General features: G+C 60.8%; 13 protein-coding genes. 2 read left to right on the plus strand and 11 right to left on the minus strand.

Features of this window, described 5'->3' with window-relative positions:
• Nucleotides 1-306: 306 nt before the first annotated feature.
• The 10 genes from KDX37_RS25125 to pobA all read right to left on the minus strand — a co-directional run bounded on the left by KDX37_RS25125 (nt 307) and on the right by pobA (nt 11,760).
• Nucleotides 307-1,095 carry a DeoR/GlpR family DNA-binding transcription regulator gene (locus tag KDX37_RS25125; protein WP_231655808.1) on the minus strand — a complete coding sequence of 263 codons (789 nt, stop codon included), beginning with the start codon at nt 1,093-1,095 and terminating at the stop codon, nt 307-309.
• Nucleotides 1,095-1,811, minus strand: coding sequence for an SDR family NAD(P)-dependent oxidoreductase (locus KDX37_RS25130; RefSeq protein WP_264759382.1), 717 nt, complete (start codon nt 1,809-1,811; stop codon nt 1,095-1,097). Before KDX37_RS25130 ends, KDX37_RS25125 begins: the two co-directional genes overlap by 1 nt.
• 70 nt (nt 1,812-1,881) lie before the next feature.
• A complete protein-coding gene (locus KDX37_RS25135; RefSeq protein WP_231655809.1) occupies nt 1,882-3,006 on the minus strand; it encodes a sialidase family protein in 1,125 nt (374 codons plus the stop codon).
• Nucleotides 2,993-4,408, minus strand: a complete 1,416-nt coding sequence (locus KDX37_RS25140; RefSeq protein ID WP_231655811.1) for a sodium:solute symporter family protein — start codon at nt 4,406-4,408, stop codon at nt 2,993-2,995. Before KDX37_RS25140 ends, KDX37_RS25135 begins: the two co-directional genes overlap by 14 nt.
• A gap of 67 nt (nt 4,409-4,475) precedes the next feature.
• Entirely contained in the window at nt 4,476-5,498 is a 1,023-nt protein-coding gene (gene pdxA / locus KDX37_RS25145) for a 4-hydroxythreonine-4-phosphate dehydrogenase PdxA (protein ID WP_231655813.1), read from the minus strand.
• Nucleotides 5,491-6,750 carry a four-carbon acid sugar kinase family protein gene (locus KDX37_RS25150; protein WP_231655815.1) on the minus strand — a complete coding sequence of 420 codons (1,260 nt, stop codon included), beginning with the start codon at nt 6,748-6,750 and terminating at the stop codon, nt 5,491-5,493. The genes pdxA and KDX37_RS25150 overlap by 8 nt, the downstream gene beginning before the upstream one ends.
• Nucleotides 6,747-7,916, minus strand: coding sequence for an iron-containing alcohol dehydrogenase (locus KDX37_RS25155; RefSeq protein ID WP_231655816.1), 1,170 nt, complete (start codon nt 7,914-7,916; stop codon nt 6,747-6,749). Before KDX37_RS25155 ends, KDX37_RS25150 begins: the two co-directional genes overlap by 4 nt.
• Before the next feature lie 60 nt (nt 7,917-7,976).
• Nucleotides 7,977-8,849, minus strand: coding sequence for a 4-hydroxy-tetrahydrodipicolinate synthase (gene dapA / locus KDX37_RS25160; protein ID WP_231655818.1), 873 nt, complete (start codon nt 8,847-8,849; stop codon nt 7,977-7,979).
• A gap of 200 nt (nt 8,850-9,049) precedes the next feature.
• On the minus strand, nt 9,050-10,375 hold the full coding sequence (locus KDX37_RS25165) for an MFS transporter (RefSeq protein ID WP_231655820.1): 1,326 nt from the start codon (nt 10,373-10,375) through the stop codon (nt 9,050-9,052).
• 200 nt (nt 10,376-10,575) lie between these two features.
• A complete protein-coding gene (pobA, locus tag KDX37_RS25170; RefSeq protein ID WP_231655822.1) occupies nt 10,576-11,760 on the minus strand; it encodes a 4-hydroxybenzoate 3-monooxygenase in 1,185 nt (394 codons plus the stop codon).
• A gap of 150 nt (nt 11,761-11,910) precedes the next feature.
• Here pobA and KDX37_RS25175 point away from each other — a divergent pair, with 150 nt between their 5' ends.
• On the plus strand, nt 11,911-12,780 hold the full coding sequence (locus KDX37_RS25175; RefSeq protein ID WP_231655824.1) for a helix-turn-helix domain-containing protein: 870 nt from the start codon (nt 11,911-11,913) through the stop codon (nt 12,778-12,780).
• A 46-nt stretch (nt 12,781-12,826) separates the two neighbouring features.
• Here the strand turns inward: KDX37_RS25175 and ppnN are convergent, their stop codons facing one another.
• Nucleotides 12,827-14,200, minus strand: coding sequence for a nucleotide 5'-monophosphate nucleosidase PpnN (ppnN, locus tag KDX37_RS25180; RefSeq protein ID WP_231655826.1), 1,374 nt, complete (start codon nt 14,198-14,200; stop codon nt 12,827-12,829).
• 486 nt (nt 14,201-14,686) lie between these two features.
• Between ppnN and KDX37_RS25185 the strand changes: the two genes are divergently transcribed.
• Complete coding sequence (locus tag KDX37_RS25185; protein ID WP_231655827.1) at nt 14,687-15,361, plus strand: TIGR04211 family SH3 domain-containing protein; 675 nt, start codon at nt 14,687-14,689, stop codon at nt 15,359-15,361.
• The last annotated feature ends 87 nt before the right edge of the window (nt 15,362-15,448 follow it).

A 15,448-nucleotide genomic window follows, 5' to 3' on the forward strand; every position in this document is an offset into this window, starting at 1 on the left:
AAATGAGCCTGATTGGCAGCTGCAAACATCCCGGATCCCTTGCGTAGGAACGGGCAAGCACGCCCGCTGAACGCAACGGAGATAACAAGAACAGTGCCATCTGGTATTTATTCAATAAAATCAAAGTGTTGATCAGAATAGGTACGCATCTGGGAGAATATTTCCCGCCACTGTCGACCCATACTGAGCAACCCTTTGCGCAGGTGCGCAAACAGGGGCAGGTCAGCATGACGGCTTGCTGTTCAACAGCGAAGGGCGTTTTTCAGGGGCTATGGGTGCGCAACAATTTGCGCACCCTGGTATTGGCTATTTCAGCGGTGCGAGCTGCTCTGGCAAGGCGATTTCTACCTGTATGTTTTTACGTGCCTTGAAGGGGGCGAGAAGCGAGTCGTCATCGACCGGGTTCGTGATCAGCGTCCAGGGCTGGCGCAGTGGCGTCCAGTGCTGCTGGCGAGCGCGGCCCAGCTTGGTGACGTCGGCCAGCACGAATGTCTGTGCGGCGCGGGCCAGCATGTTTTCCTTGAGGTAGGCCTGCTCGGCACTGGCCTCGCACAAGCCCAGGTCCGCCACCACGCCATCGGCGCTGATGAACAGTTTGTCGGCGCTCAGGTGCTCCAGCGCCGCCTGCGCCGCCACGCCATAAGTCGACATGCTTGAGGCGCGCAGTGTGCCGCCCAGCACCGTGACCCGACCGTCAGGGATCAGCGCCAGATCATTCAAGGCCAGCAGGTTATTGGTGATGACATGCAGGCCGCGTCGCTGGTTGAGGATGTGCGCCAGCGCGCTGGTGCTGGTGCCGCCTTCCAGAAACAACGTGTCGTGATCGTTGATGTGCGCCAGCGCGGCACGGGCGATGTCCATCTTTTCCTGGCTGTGCTGGCGACTGCGTTCTTCGAGGGAGGTTTCGGGTTCGCGCTGGCCGACATGCGCGGCACCGCCGTAGGTGCGCACGATCAGACCGTCTTCGGCGAGTGCGGTCAGATCACGGCGCACGGTGGCTTCCGAAACGCCCAATTGAGCGCACAGCTCGTCCACGTTGGATTTGCCGGAGAGAACCAGTTCGAGTATCGCGTGACGACGATTGGCGACTTTCATTACAGCCCTTGCGCTAAAACCTGGTAACGGGATGCAACCTTACAACGACGCACCGCCGCACACCACAAGGCTTTGCCCGGTAATTGCGCCAGCGTCCGGCCCCAACAGGAAGGCGGCCAGACCGGCGATTTCCTGTGGCTGCACAAAACGGCCAATCGGTGGCTTGGCAGGCGGCGTGCCGGGTCGAGCAGCATCGGGGTTTCGGTGGCACCCGGTGCGATCAGATTGACGGTGATCCCGCGCGGCGCCAGTTCCATCGCCCAGGAACGCACCATGCCTTGCAAGGCTGCCTTGGTCGCGGCGTACTGGCTGCGTCCGGCCGCGCCCTGCATGGTGCGGCTGCCGATCAGCAGGATGCGCGACCCGCTGCGCAGGCTCGGGTACAGCGCGTTGACCAAGTGACTGGCTGCCGCGACATGCAGGTGCCACATCGCTTGACCATCGGCGTCACTCAACTGGCCCAGCGGTGCGGTACGCATGAAGCCTGCCGCGTGAATCAGGGCGTCGATGCCCGGTGTCTTGCTCAGCGCCTGATCCAGCGCTTCAAAATCATTGAGGTCGCAGGGTAACCAGGTGAAATTCTCGTGCTGCAGGTCTGGCGCCCTGCGACTCAGGCCGATGACCTGCAGGCCCTGCTCCAGCAGGCGGGTGACGATGGCATGACCGATGCCAGAGCTGGCGCCGGTGACAAGGACGGATCGGATCGGTTCGGGCATGGTCGGGTTTCCGCAAAGGCGCCGCCACTCCCCATGAGGAAGGGCGGCGCAGGGGACGGTGTTGCTGAACTCAACGAATGGCGTTCAGCGGCAAGTGGACGTGTTTGATCTTCTGGCGGAAGTAGGTAAAGGCGACATGCAGGCTGCCATCGGCGGCCTGAATGATGCTGGGGTAGGAAAATTCGCGGTTGAGCTTTTCCTGTGAGTTGTTGGTCAGGCAAAAGCCATCGCCCAGTTCGAGGTCCAGCCGGGTAGGCCAGCTGTGACCGCCGTCACGGGAGATCGCCAGGCTCATCGGTGCCCGCGGGATGCCCCACACGGCGGATTTACCATCACTGCGCGCGCCGGGTGTTACACGATCGTCACCATCGTCCTCGATTTCGTCATACAGCGAAGCGCGTCGTTGCGCATGCCCTTCGGTACTGACCGGGTTGTAGACCAGCGCCAACTCATCGGTGGCCAGCCTTATGAACTGGATCGAGGAGTTGTTGTTGGGCAGTTCGGTCGGCGTCGGCACGCTCCAGGTGCGGCCTCGATCCTGTGAGCGGCTGCTGTAGATGAAGTCGGCCCAGCGGCTGCGAAACAGCCCGAGCAGGCTGCCGTCCGGCAATTGATGGACGTTCATGTGTACGCTGCCGGTGCTGTCCGGAACGTCATGGCGGGACCAATGATGGCCCTGATCGCTGGAGATCATCACTGCGCTGATGTCATGGTTGCCGACCCATTTTTCGCCTGGGCCGGTGATGCAGTACCAGACCGGCAACAGCCAATCGCCGTTATCGAGCACCACCGGAGGCTGGCGCACGAATGTGCCCGGCTCATCGAACAACGTTTCGATCGGGCCCCAGTGGTTGCCCTGGTCCAGCGACAGCCGACGACGGATGATCGCGGTTTCCTGGTTGCCGGACACCTGGGCGGTCCAGATCAGCCACAACGGACCGTCGGGTGCCTGGAACAGAATCGGGTTCTGCTCCGAGCGTGAGGTGTCTTCGGACATCTTCCGTGGCTCGCTCCAGACGCCGCTGACGGGATCGCGGCGCGACAACAACACGAAGATATCGGCCATGCCTTCCTGGGTTCCCGCAAACCAGGTGCAGAGCACCGTGCCGTCGGCCAGTTCGTGCAGGTTGGCAGCGTGGTTCTGCGTGTAGGGGGTGGGCAGGAACGCATCCTGACGGCTATCAGCGGTTGGCATTGGGAACCTCGGCTTGCGGATTTTTGGCCTGAGTGGACTTCGGCAGCAGGCGCTCGATGGCGATCACGACGGCCGGTGTCACCAGTGCGATATACATGTTGTCGATGCCGTACGGGTTGTTCAACAGGTACCAGGCGCTGGTGGTAATTGCCGAAGCGACCAGACCCAGTGTCGCGCCACGGCCCGAGCCGAAGAACGGCAGGTAGATGGCGATCATCGCGACCACGGCAATCGACAGGCGCAGGGCGCGAGTGAAGAACGAAAGGTTGAGGATTTCGGGGACGAAGAACACGAAGAACAGCGGGACGAAGCCGATCACCAGGGCGATCAGGCGAGTGGTCTTGAACTCCTGATCCACCGACGGTTTGCGCCATGGCACGTAGAAGTCACGCACCACCAGAGACGCAATAGCCAGCGCAACGGTGCTCACGCTGACGAAGATCGATGCGACCAGCGAAATGGTCACCACGCCGGCCATTACCGGGCTCATGGATTGCAGGAAGATCGGCAGCGCATACAGGCTGCTCATTTCCGGATGCAGGTACTTGGAGGCTACACCGATGAAGCCCAGCGCCAGCGCAATCGGGATGCACAGCAGCGACGCGTAGAACGTCGAGCGGCGTGCCGAGTCGGGGTTCTGGGTCGACGAAATGGCTTGAATGATGAACTGGGTGGAGAAGATTGCACCGACCGTGCCGATGATCCACGCCATGATCTTCGAGCCGCCAATCGCGCCGTCCCAGGTGAAGTAATGCTCAGGCATGTTCTGTACCACCGGTGCGAAACCACCGGTCATTTTCAACGCGACGCCGAGTACGATGAACACACCGATATACTTCACGCCGGTGTGCAGGATGCTCATGTAGGCCACGCTTTTCAGGCCGCCAAACACGTAATACAGGGTGCTGATGATTGCGGTGATAAACGCTGCGGTGGTGAGGTTGATTTTTAGCACGGTGGCAATCGCGGCGGCCCCGCTGACGTAGTTGCCGACGTTCACCAGCAGCAGCGCGTAAATCATGATGATCGAAACCGCGAGCTTGGTAGACGTACCGTACTTTCTGGCAATGAACCCGGAGATGGTGAACTCGCCCGAGCTGTACAGCTTGCGCGCCATCAGCAGGCCGAACAACGGGAAGCCGATGGCGGCGGCGATCACCGACCAGGAGGCGGCGAAACCGCTTTCGAACGCGGCCTGCGCGGTACCGACCGTGGACTTGGCACCGATGAACTCGGACATCATCAACACGCCGACCACGAAGGCCGGCATGGTCCGGGCTGCAACCATGTATTGCTCGCTGGTCTTGCTGCGCATGCGCATGCTCATCCAGGTGGTTATCGCGATGTAGACGACCACCATGGCGATGATGATCGAGGTGTCTTGTGCGTTGAAGGTATCCATCGGTCTCGCTCCATTGTTTTTGTTCTGGCGCGTTATGGGGTGTCGCACGTCCGGTCCGGTAATGACCTCAGACGGCGATGGAGTTACGGGTGTCGCGTTTGCGGGTGGCCAGCTCCACGGCCTGGCGCATGGCTTCGATCAGGCTGCGCTCATCGGCAATGCCTTTGCCGGCGATGTCGAACGCGGTGCCGTGGTCGACCGAGGTGCGAATCACCGGCAGGCCGATAGTGACGTTGACCCCGGCCTCCAGGCCCATCACCTTGACCGGACCGTGGCCCTGATCGTGGTACATCGCGACCACTGCATCGAAGTCGCCCCGGCCTGCGCGGAAGAACAGCGTGTCCGCTGGCAGCGGGCCTTCGACACGCCAGCCGCGAGCACGCAGCTCATCGATGGCCGGCTGGATCTTGGTGGCTTCTTCGCCGTAGCCGAACAGCCCGTTCTCACCGGCATGCGGATTGATGCCGCACACCGCGATCAACGGGTTTTCGATGCCTGCGCGGGTCAGGGTTTCCCGGGCCCGCTCGATGGTGCGCTTCACCAGCCCCGGTTCGATGCGTGCGATGGCGTCGATGATGCCAATGTGCGTGGTCACGTGAATGACTCGCAGGGTGGGCGTCATCAGCATCATCGACACTTCCTCGATGCCCAGCAGGTGCGCGAGCATTTCGGTGTGGCCGGGGAAAATGTGACCGCCCGCGTGCAGGGCCTCCTTGTTCAACGGCGCGGTGCAGATCGCGTCCAGCTCACCGGCTTCGGTCAGTTGCACGGTGCGCTCGATGTAGCGAAAGGCTGCGTCACCGGCTATTGGCGAAAGCTGTCCGTAAGGCAGGTCCGCGGGGATCAGGCCCAAATCGATGCAGTCCACAGTGCCTTGAACGAAACGCGCCTCGGCCGGGCTGGCAATGCTGTTGACCCGCAGTTGGCTACCAACGATGCGGTTGGCGTCTTCGAGCCGCTTGGCATCGCCGATCACCAGCGGGCGGCAGCTCGCGTAGACCGACGCGTGCGTCAGGGTTTTCATGATGATTTCCGGACCCACCCCGGCGGCGTCGCCCATGGTGATGCCAATGACAGGACGTTCAGACATAAGGAGCTTCCTCTTTGAAAGGGGTGCCGGTCGGGGCCGGTTCGTGCAGCCGTTGCCAGGCCGCGAGGAGGGTGTCGGGCTCACCAAAGCCGCCAGCCTTGGTCACCACATTGAGGGTGCGTCCCGCCAGGCTGGCATGGGCAAGCACGACGCCGGTGGCCAGTTCGCCCAACAGCGTCAGTTGCTCGATACCCGCAGCCACCAGCAGCGCGCGGGCGGTTTCGCCGCCGGTGGCGATCAGCGACCCAGCGTGCGGCAGCACGGGTGCCAGCCATTCGGCCAGAGCAGTGCTGAGCAGGACAGCCTGGCCGGGATCACGCTGCCGTTGGTCAAGACGTATCAGCACGTCAGTGCCGTTCGCCAGATGCTGGTCGAGTTGCAGGCGCAGTGCCTGGCGTTCGGCGTGTTTGTCAGTGTCGAGCAGCGTGGCGGCCTTCAAGGTGGCGCTGAATGGCTGGCTGGTGAGTGCCAGTCGGTCGGCCTGCACCTGCGAATGCCGGGACATGCTGCCCACCACCGTTAACACCGGAGAGCGCGGAATGACGGTGATCGGTGTGCAGGTCGCAAGGCCCAGGGCCTGCGGCAGATACCGGGCCAGGCCAGCAGAACCGACCCAGAACAGCTCGTCGTGCCACGCGGCCGACGCGGTCGCTAGTTGTTGCAGATCGCTGTCCAGCTGCGCATCACACACCAGCGCCTGAACACCGCTTTGCAACGCGTCACGCAAGGCTGCGCGCAAGGCCGCAGGGTCGCGAACGGTGTCCAGATCGAGCCAGTGCGTGCGCAGGCCCTGATGAGCAAACACGTCCAGCAGGTTGCTGGTGCCCGTCAGGTTTTCGTTGCGCCAGACATCGCTCTGATCGACCGGAACGCCGTCGATCAACTGCACCCCGTCAAGCGTGGTGCGTTTCATTGCCGGGAACGCCGGAGCCACCAGCGCCATGCCCCGCAAGCCCTGCAACGCATCCACTTCGCTGGCAACATTGCCGCGCAGGGTCGAGTCGATTTTCTTGTACAGCGCCATGCCTGCACGCGGTTGTTGCTGCAAGGCGGCGCGGTTTCGCTCGGCTGCCTGCTGCGGGCTCAGGCGTCGTGAGTCGGCGTCGATGGCGACCACGCTCGACGAGCCTTTGGCGCGACCCGCATGCATCACCTGAGTATCGATCCGCGAAGCAAAATCCGCTGCGCAGTCTGCGGCCCCCGACAAATCGTCAGCAATGATCAGCAGGCCGGGAAAGTCGGCGCGGTTCATGGCAGCAGGCAACGGTAAAGGCCCTGAATATCGTCCAGGCTGAGCGCCTTGGGGTTGTTGGTCATCAGGCGCGTGACTTTGGACGCGGCAACGGCCATGTCTGCAAGGTGCTCTTCTGCTACACCGAAATCGCGCAGGTTCTGGGGGATATCGAGCACCTGTGTCCATTGGCGGATCTGCTCGATCAGTTTGTGTGCGGCCACCTCGTTGCTGTCTTCCGGCAGCGCCACGCCACACACCAGCGCGGTGCGCTTGAGGCGCTCGGCGCAGCTGTCGAGGTTGAAAGCCATGACGTGCGGCAGCAGCATCGCGTTGGCCACGCCGTGGGTGACGTGGAACTTGCCGCCCAACGGGTAGGCCAGCGCATGCACGGCAGCGGTTCCAGCGGCCGTCAGTGCCAGGCCACCGTACATCGAGCCCAGCAGCATGTCGCCGCGTGCCCGCACTGAATCCGGCTGTTGATACGCCTCGACGATGCTGCCGGCGATGAGTCGCATGGACTCCAGAGCAAACGCATCACTGATCGGGTTGGCCTTGGTGGAAATGAACGACTCCAGCGCATGCGTGAAGGCGTCCATCCCGGTCGCGGCGGTAATCGGGCGTGGCAGGCTCAGGGTCAGCAGCGGGTCGAGCACGACCAGTGTCGGCAACAGATGACGGCTGACCACGCCGATCTTCAGCTCTTCATCGGGCAGCGTGACGATGGCGTTGGGCGTCACTTCAGAGCCCGTGCCGGAGGTGGTTGGCACCAGCACCATCGGCTTGCCGGGGTGGGTGACCTTGTCGATGCCCAGCAAGTCCCTGAGCGGCGTGTCATTGGTGAGCATGACCGCGAACAGTTTGGCGGCATCCAGCACGCTGCCGCCGCCGATGGCGATCAGGGCGTCGGGGGCGTGCGGTGCCACGTCTTCGCGGAATACGCGTTCGATGTTCTCGAGGGTCGGTTCGATCTCAACGTTGTCGAGCATGTGCACGTGTATGTTCAGCGCATTGAGCTGATCAGTCACGCGCTGGGTCACACCCTGGCGATGCATGGCGTTCTGGGTGACCAGTATCACGGTCTTGATCGGCACATCGAGCAGGGCCAGTTTTTCAGTCAGCAGGTCGAGGCTGCCGGGGCCGTGGACCACATGCTTGACGGTCTGAAAATGGTAAGTAGCGGGCATCGCGAATCCCTCATGCCGTCGGCGTGCAACGGCTGTATTGGTTGGCTGTCGGTGGCGCTGTCAGCGGTAGGTGGCGAGCATGCCGCGAAGCTTTTCCAGTGCGGCCGCGTCGAGCGGTTGCACAGGAAGGCGGCAAGGCCCGACAGGCACATTGAGCAGTTGGGTCGCGGTCTTCAGTACCACTGGCATGGTCCCGAGCGCGAACGCATCACGCAGTGGTCGCAGGGCTTCCTGCGCGACGCGAGCGGCGTCGTGGTTGCCTGACTGGAAGTTATTCCAGATGGACATGACAACATGCGGCACCGCATTCGCTGTGGCGGCAATCGCGCCGTCGCCACCGGCCAGCAGGTTCCAGTAGATCAGCGAGTCGGTCCCGGCAAACACGGCGAAGTCCTCGCTGCGGTATTGCATCATCTGCACGAGTGCGTCGAAGTTGCCGGCGCTGTCCTTGATGCCTTTGATCTGCGGATGCTGGCTGAGCGTTGCGACGGCGTTGATGCCGATCGACATGCCGGTCTTGGCGGGAATGTTGTACATCATCAGCGGCAGTCGGGATGCGTCGGCGATGGCGGTGTAGTGCGTGATCAGCTCGGACTGGCTGATGGCGTTGAAGTACGGCGTGATGATCGACAGGGCATCAGCGCCCACATCGATCATTTTTTTGTTCAGTTCAATCACTTCGTGCGTGGCGAAGGCACCGGTGCCGACGACTACCGGTACACGCCCGGCGGCGGCATCGACCGTGATGCGCGCAATCTGCAGTTTTTCCAATTCGGAAAGAGTGAAGAATTCACCGTTGGTACCCAGCACAAACAGCCCGTGTACACCGGCTTGAAGAAGGTTTTCGATCAGGTTGCGCAGGGCGTTTTCGTCAAGCTTGTGGTCGTCGGTAAACGGCGTGACCAGAGCCGGGATGATGCCGCGAAATTGCATGGCCGGATTCTCATTTTATTGTTAGTGGCCTGATATTGATCGAATCAATCATTTATCGCAAGTCTTCTGATCGTTTTTTTCATAATTTTGCGGTCGGTAATCAAAATTAGGTGATGGCACTTATTTTTTTCGCTCGAATGATCAGATCATGCAAATAAAAAACCAGACACGATGTCTGGTTTTTTGAAGCAGCGACAAGGTCAGGCAGGCGCAGTGACCCTGGCTGCGGATTGACGGCTGATACGCAGGGCAACGAGGCTGCCTACGATGGTCAGCGCGGCCAGCGAGTACAGTGCCATGGTGGTCGAACCGGTCTGGTCCTTGATCCAGCCCACCAGGTAGGGGCTAAGGAAGCCCGCCATCTGGCCAATCGAGTTGATCAACGCGAGCCCACCGGCGGCAACGCTGGCGCTCAGCAGGGCGGTTGGCAATGGCCAGAACATCGGCAGGCTGGTCAGCGCGCCCATGGTGGCAATGGTCAGCCCGAGAATGGCAATGATCGGGACCGTCGCAAAGTTGGCGGCAATGATCAGACCGGTCGCACCCATCAGCATCGGCACCACCAGATGCCAGCGCCGTTCGTTGCGCAGATCTGCGGAGCGGCCCACCAGCAGCATGAACACACCGGCCATCAAGTACGGCACGGCACTGATCCAGCCGATCACCAGTGCATCGCTGAAGCCGAGGTTCTTGATGATCGATGGCAGCCAGAAGTTGATCGCGTACACACCGCTCTGAATGCAGAAGTAGATGAAGCCCAGTATCCAGATGAATGGCATGGTCAGTACCGAGGCCACCGAGCTCTTGCCTTGCACCGGGCGGCTCAACTCATCGTGGGTGATGTCGGCCTTGACCCGCTGGCGCTGCTCCGCTGTCAGCCAGCGTGCGTCCTCTACCTTGTCACAGAGCAGGAAAAACGCCAGCAGGCCCAGCGCAACGGTCGGCAGACCCTGGATCAGAAACATCCACTGCCAGCCGGCCATGTCACCCTGGCCGGCAGCGAAGTGGTTGAGAATCCAGCCGGAAAACGGCCCGCCCAGCAGCCCGGACACCGGAATCGCCGACATGAACAGCGCCATGATCCGACCGCGTCGCTGATTGGGGTACCAGCGCGAGAGGTACAGCACGATGCCGGGAAAGAAGCCGGCTTCGGCCATCCCGGTCAGAAAGCGCAGTACGTAGAACTCGACAGGCGTGGTGACAAACAGCAGGCAGGTCGAGAACGTGCCCCAGGTGATCATCATCAGGCCGATCCAGCGCCGCGGACCAAAGCGGTTGAGCGCCAGGTTGCTGGGCAGACCGCACAGCACGTAACCGATGAAGAAAATACCGGCACCAAGGCCGTATACCGTCTCGCTGAAGCCGAGGGCGTCGAGCATCTGCAACTTGGCAAAGCCCACGTTGACGCGGTCCAGGTAGTTGAACAGGTAGCAAATGAAAATGAACGGGATAAGGCGCAGCGTGATGCGACGATAAATATAATCGCCGTCAGCGTCGCCAGCCTTGCTGATCGCAGGGTTGGACATGGCGTGTGTTCCTCAGTGCTTGTTGTTTTTATGAAGCTTTCTGGGTGCCAGCCGATCATAGGGGCCCTGCAACCAAAACGCTTTGGGGCTTTGCACTGCGAAACAGGCGCTGAGTTGTGACATTGCACAAAAAAAGATGGGCGCAGACAGCGTTGCAGGCAGTCACCACCTGCAACGCGAGTTTCACCCGTAGCGGCAGATTACTCGATGGCTTCGTAGGGCAGGCCGACGTAGTTCTCGGCGATGGTCTTGCGCCCGGCTGGCGAGCCGACGTAGTAGTCCAGTTCCGTCTGCTGAATGCGCTGACTGAACGCGTCGGTGTCGGGGAATTGATGCAGCACCGAGGTCATCCACCACGAGAAGCGCTCGGCCTTCCAGACGCGACGAAGGCAGATCTGCGAGTACTTTTCCAGCAGGTCGGTGCGACCTTCCTGATAGACCTTGAGCAGGATCCGGTACAGCGTGCTGACGTCACTGGCAGCAAGGTTCAGGCCTTTGGCGCCGGTGGGCGGGACAATGTGCGCGGCGTCGCCGAGCAGGAAAAGGCGCCCGTACTGCATGGGTTCCACCACGAAGCTGCGCAGCGGGGCGATGCTTTTCTCGATGGATGGTCCGGTCACCAGACGTTCTGCCAGATGCGTCGGCAAGCGTGACTTGAGCTCATCCCAGAAGCGCTCGTCAGACCAGTCCTCGACTTTTTCATCCGCGCTGACCTGCACGTAATAACGCGTGCGAACGGCGGAACGCATGCTGCACAGAGCAAACCCGCGTGGGTGATTGGCGTAGACCAGCTCTTCGTTGACGGGTGGCGTGTCGGCCAGCACACCCAGCCAGCCAAACGGGTAGACGCGCTCGAAAACCTTGAGCGTTTCAGCCGGGATGGATTGGCGGGACACGCCATGGAAGCCGTCGCAACCCGAGATGTAGTCGCAATCCAGGCGTACCGTTTCGCCGTTCTTCACAAAGGTGATGTAAGGCTGTTCGGTTTTCAGGTCGTGCGGCTGAACGTCCTCCGCGTCATAGACCGTCATGGCGCCTGCCTCGGCGCGGGCCTGCATGAGGTCGCGGGTGACTTCGGTCTGGCCGTAGACCATCACCGTCTTGCCATCTGCCAACTGCTTGAGGTCGATACGTTCGCAACGGCCGTCAAATGCCAGCTCGAAACCGTCATGGATCAGGCCCTCGGCGTCCATGCGCTCGCTGACGCCGGCCTCGCGCAGCAGATCGACCATGCCTTGCTCAAGCACGCCTGCGCGGATGCGCGACAGAATGTAGTCGGGGTCCTTGCGCTCGATAATGACGTTGTCGATACCGGCACGCTGCAGCAGTTGGCCCAGCAACAGCCCGGACGGGCCTGAGCCGATGATTGCGACTTGGGTTTTCATGGTGTGGTCCTGTCCTGTGATCCCTGCCAGGCTTGCCAGCGGGATACGTTTGTTTTTGTCTCCTGCATTTTTAATGGATGACATCGAGATAAGAAGGCACTATCCAGTGCATTATCTGTACTTTCCGAGGTTTTCATCGAGGGTGGTCGAATGTCCAGAACAGCCGTGACCAGTGTGCCGGTGTTCAAGCTCTACGGCGAAACCACGGCCTGGCCAACGCCCGACCTGATCCATTGCGAGTCCATCCCTGAGCGCAGCCAGATGCACGAATGGGAGATCAAACCACACCGGCACAGTGATCTGGTCCAGTTGCTGTATGTGCAGTCGGGGAGGGCTGTGCTGAGGGTCGAAGACGTGGTCAACGAAGTGCAGATACCTTCGTTGCAGGTGGTTCCTGCGTTGAGCGTACACACCTTCAAGTTTGCTGAAGACATACAAGGGCACATTCTCAGTCTGGCCCGGCCTCTGGTCGAGCAACTGGAAGCCGCGCTGGATGCTTCAGCGTTCAGCGCGGCGCGCTGTCATGCGCTGGGCGCCGACAGTCAGTATGTCGACACGCTGTTCAGTGCCATTGCGCTGGAGTATCGCCAGCGCAAACCGGGCCGCGATCTCATGCTGCAATCGTTGATCAACGTGCTGATGGTCTGGCTCAGTCGACGCGGCCTGGAGACCACCGCGGACGATGTGCAGACACTGGACCGTGGTCGCGAACATCTGCAGGTGTTCATGCATCAGCTGGAAGTGAATTTCCGCGAGCACTGGCCCATCGAGCAGCACGCGCGTGCCATGGGTATCAGCGCTGCTCATCTGAACGCCTTGTGCCGTCGACTGTGCAACCAGTCGGCGTTGCAGATCATCAATCAGCGCCTGCTGCTGGAAGCCAAACGCAACCTGGTTTACACCACCATGACGGTCAATCAGGTATCGGACAGCCTGGGGTTTTCCGAGCCGGCCTATTTTTCGAGGTTTTTCAAGCGGGCGACGGGGCAGTCCCCTCGCGAGTTTCGCCAGCAGAAATGAAAACGGGGCGCTCGAAAGCGCCCCGTTTTTTGATGACTCACAGGTTTCAGGTCACAACCTGATAGCAGGGCACGTAAGCCGCGCCACCTGGCAGTTTCATGCGGTGCTGGTCGACGAAGGCCTGCAGCAGCTTGTCCAGCGGCTGCATGATCGTCGGGTCGCCATGAATCTGGTACGGCCCGTGTTGTTCGATCAGGCGGATGCCTTTGTCTTTCACGTTGCCGGCCACGATGCCGGAAAACGCCCGACGCAGGTTGGCAGCCAGTTCGTGAGGCGGCACGTCGTGGTTCAGCTGCAGTTTTGCCATGTTTTCGTGAGTCGGATCGAAGGGGTGCTGGAAGCTTTCCTCGATCTTGAGCAGCCAGTTGAAGTGGAACGCGTCGTTGCGCTCGCGACGGAACTGGCGCACGTCCTTCAGGCCCTTGGCCATATGCCGGGCAACTTCTGCCGGGTTGTCGATGATGATCTCATAATGACGCTGAGCGTCTTCGCCCAGAGTGGCACCGACGAATGCGTGCAATTGTTGCAGGTAGGGTTCGGTGTTCTTCGGCCCCGTCAGGACCACCGGAAACGGCACGTCCTTGTTGTCCGGGTGCATCAGGATGCCCAGCAGGTACAGGAACTCTTCAGCCGTGCCTGCGCCGCCCGGGAAGATGATGATGCCGTGGCCGACACGCACGAACGCTTCCAGACGCTTTTCGATGTCCGGCAGAATCACCAGCTCGTTGACGATCGGGTTGGGCGCTTCGGCTGCAATGATCCCGGGCTCGGTCAGGCCCAGGTAGCGACCGCCGACGATACGTTGCTTGGCGTGGGCAATAGTGGCGCCTTTCATCGGGCCTTTCATCACGCCAGGACCGCAGCCGGTGCAGATGTCCAGGCTGCGCAGGCCCAGCTCGTGACCGACTTTCTTGGTGTACTTGTATTCTTCGGTATTGATCGAATGACCGCCCCAGCAGACCACCATCTTCGGCTCGACGCCGGCACGCAGGGTGCGGGCATTGCGCAGCAGGTGGAACACATAGTCGGTGATGCCCTGAGAATTGCTCAGGTCGATGCGCTGGCTGTCCAGTTCGCTTTCGGTGTAGACGATATCGCGCAGGGCGCTGAACAGCATCTCACGTGTACTGGCGATCATCTCGCCATCAACAAAGGCGTCTGCCGGAGCGTTGAGCAGCTCGAGGCGCACGCCACGGTCCTGCTGATGAATACGAACTTCGAAGTTCTCGTACGCTTCAAGAATGGTCTTGGCGTTATCGACATGGGCGCCGGTATTGAGAATGGCCAGGGCGCACTGGCGGAAGAGGGTGTAGGTGCTGCCTGAACCGGCAGCGCTGAGCTGCTGCACTTCACGTTGGGAAAGCGTTTCAAGGCTGCCTTTTGGGCTGACCGAGGCGTTGATGACTTGTCTTGGGATCATTCTATTTTCCATTAGAGCGATGCGGCCGAGCCAGCAGGGCTTGCGCATCAGGATGGTGAGCATCAGTGACGTTCACGCCTGACGGCTATTTTCTACAGCAGTTGGGCGGGAAAGCAAACGCCCGGCGCCTCAAGAGGATTGTAGAGAACTGTGCGTCAGCCCTGGTGGGGTTGGCGGCATCGGCGCGCAGTGGCCGGTTTGGTGCCGGGCGGTCGGGTAATAACAACCACGTGGCTGAATTTTGACGCTGAAAAGGGCCCACAGTGAACCTGACCCCTTTCGCAAGGTCTGTTAGCTGATGGACTTTTTGGACGGCCTGCACACCTCTGCGTTCACACAGCGCTGTTCAGACGATTTTTCAGCCCGTCTGAAGCACAGACAGCCCGTTCCGGCAGGAGTTGCAAACCTTTCGCTGCCTGCTTTTCCATCGTTAGCCGCCCCTTTTCTCAGGGCTTTGTGTTCATCTCGACAAAGATAATTATCGCCATGTCTCTTCATCTTTCCGCACTTCTTTCCCGTGCCCCAGGCCTTTTCTCCGTTTCGCGCCGGCTTCTGGGCGCAGGCCTCATCGGTGCCGTGCTTACCGTCATCACGCCTTTGAACGCCGACGCAGCCGACAACGATCGCTGGGTCAGCGACAGCCTGACCACCTATGTGCGCAGCGGACCTACCGACGGGCACCGGATCGTTGGTACGTTGAAGTCTGGACAGAAGGTTGAGTTGCTGACCACTTCCGGCAATTTCAGTCAGGTTCGCGGGGAAGGCGGTGCCACCGTCTGGATCCCCTCCGGCGATCTGCAGGAAGCGCCCGGCCAAGCTGAAAGGGTGCCGCAATTGACCCAACAGGTTGCCGAGCTTACCGAGCAACTGACCGGCATCGATAACACCTGGAAGACCCGAGTGCAGGGCATGCAGGAAACGCTGGATGCGCGCAAGAAGCTCATCGACGAACTGGAAGTCCGCACCAAGACGCTCAACGACCAACTGGCCGATTCTCAGGCAGAACTGCGTTCAACCCAGGCGCGCCTTGGCGACGAGAACAAGCAGGTGATGATGCGTTACATGGTCTACGGCGGCAGTATTGCCGGTGCTGGCCTGTTGGTTGGCTTGATCCTGCCTGCCCTGACGCGCGGTCGTAAAAAGAACGACGGCTGGGTGTGACAAAACGTCGCCGGGCAATGTCGACGTTTACGTAAGGTTGACATCGCCCGATGCAGGGTTGCCCGTGTTTCCTGTTTCTGCGTCACT

Origin of the sequence: Pseudomonas californiensis (assembly GCF_021147775.1) — a bacterium.
Classification (GTDB): Bacteria; Pseudomonadota; Gammaproteobacteria; order Pseudomonadales; family Pseudomonadaceae; genus Aquipseudomonas; species Aquipseudomonas californiensis.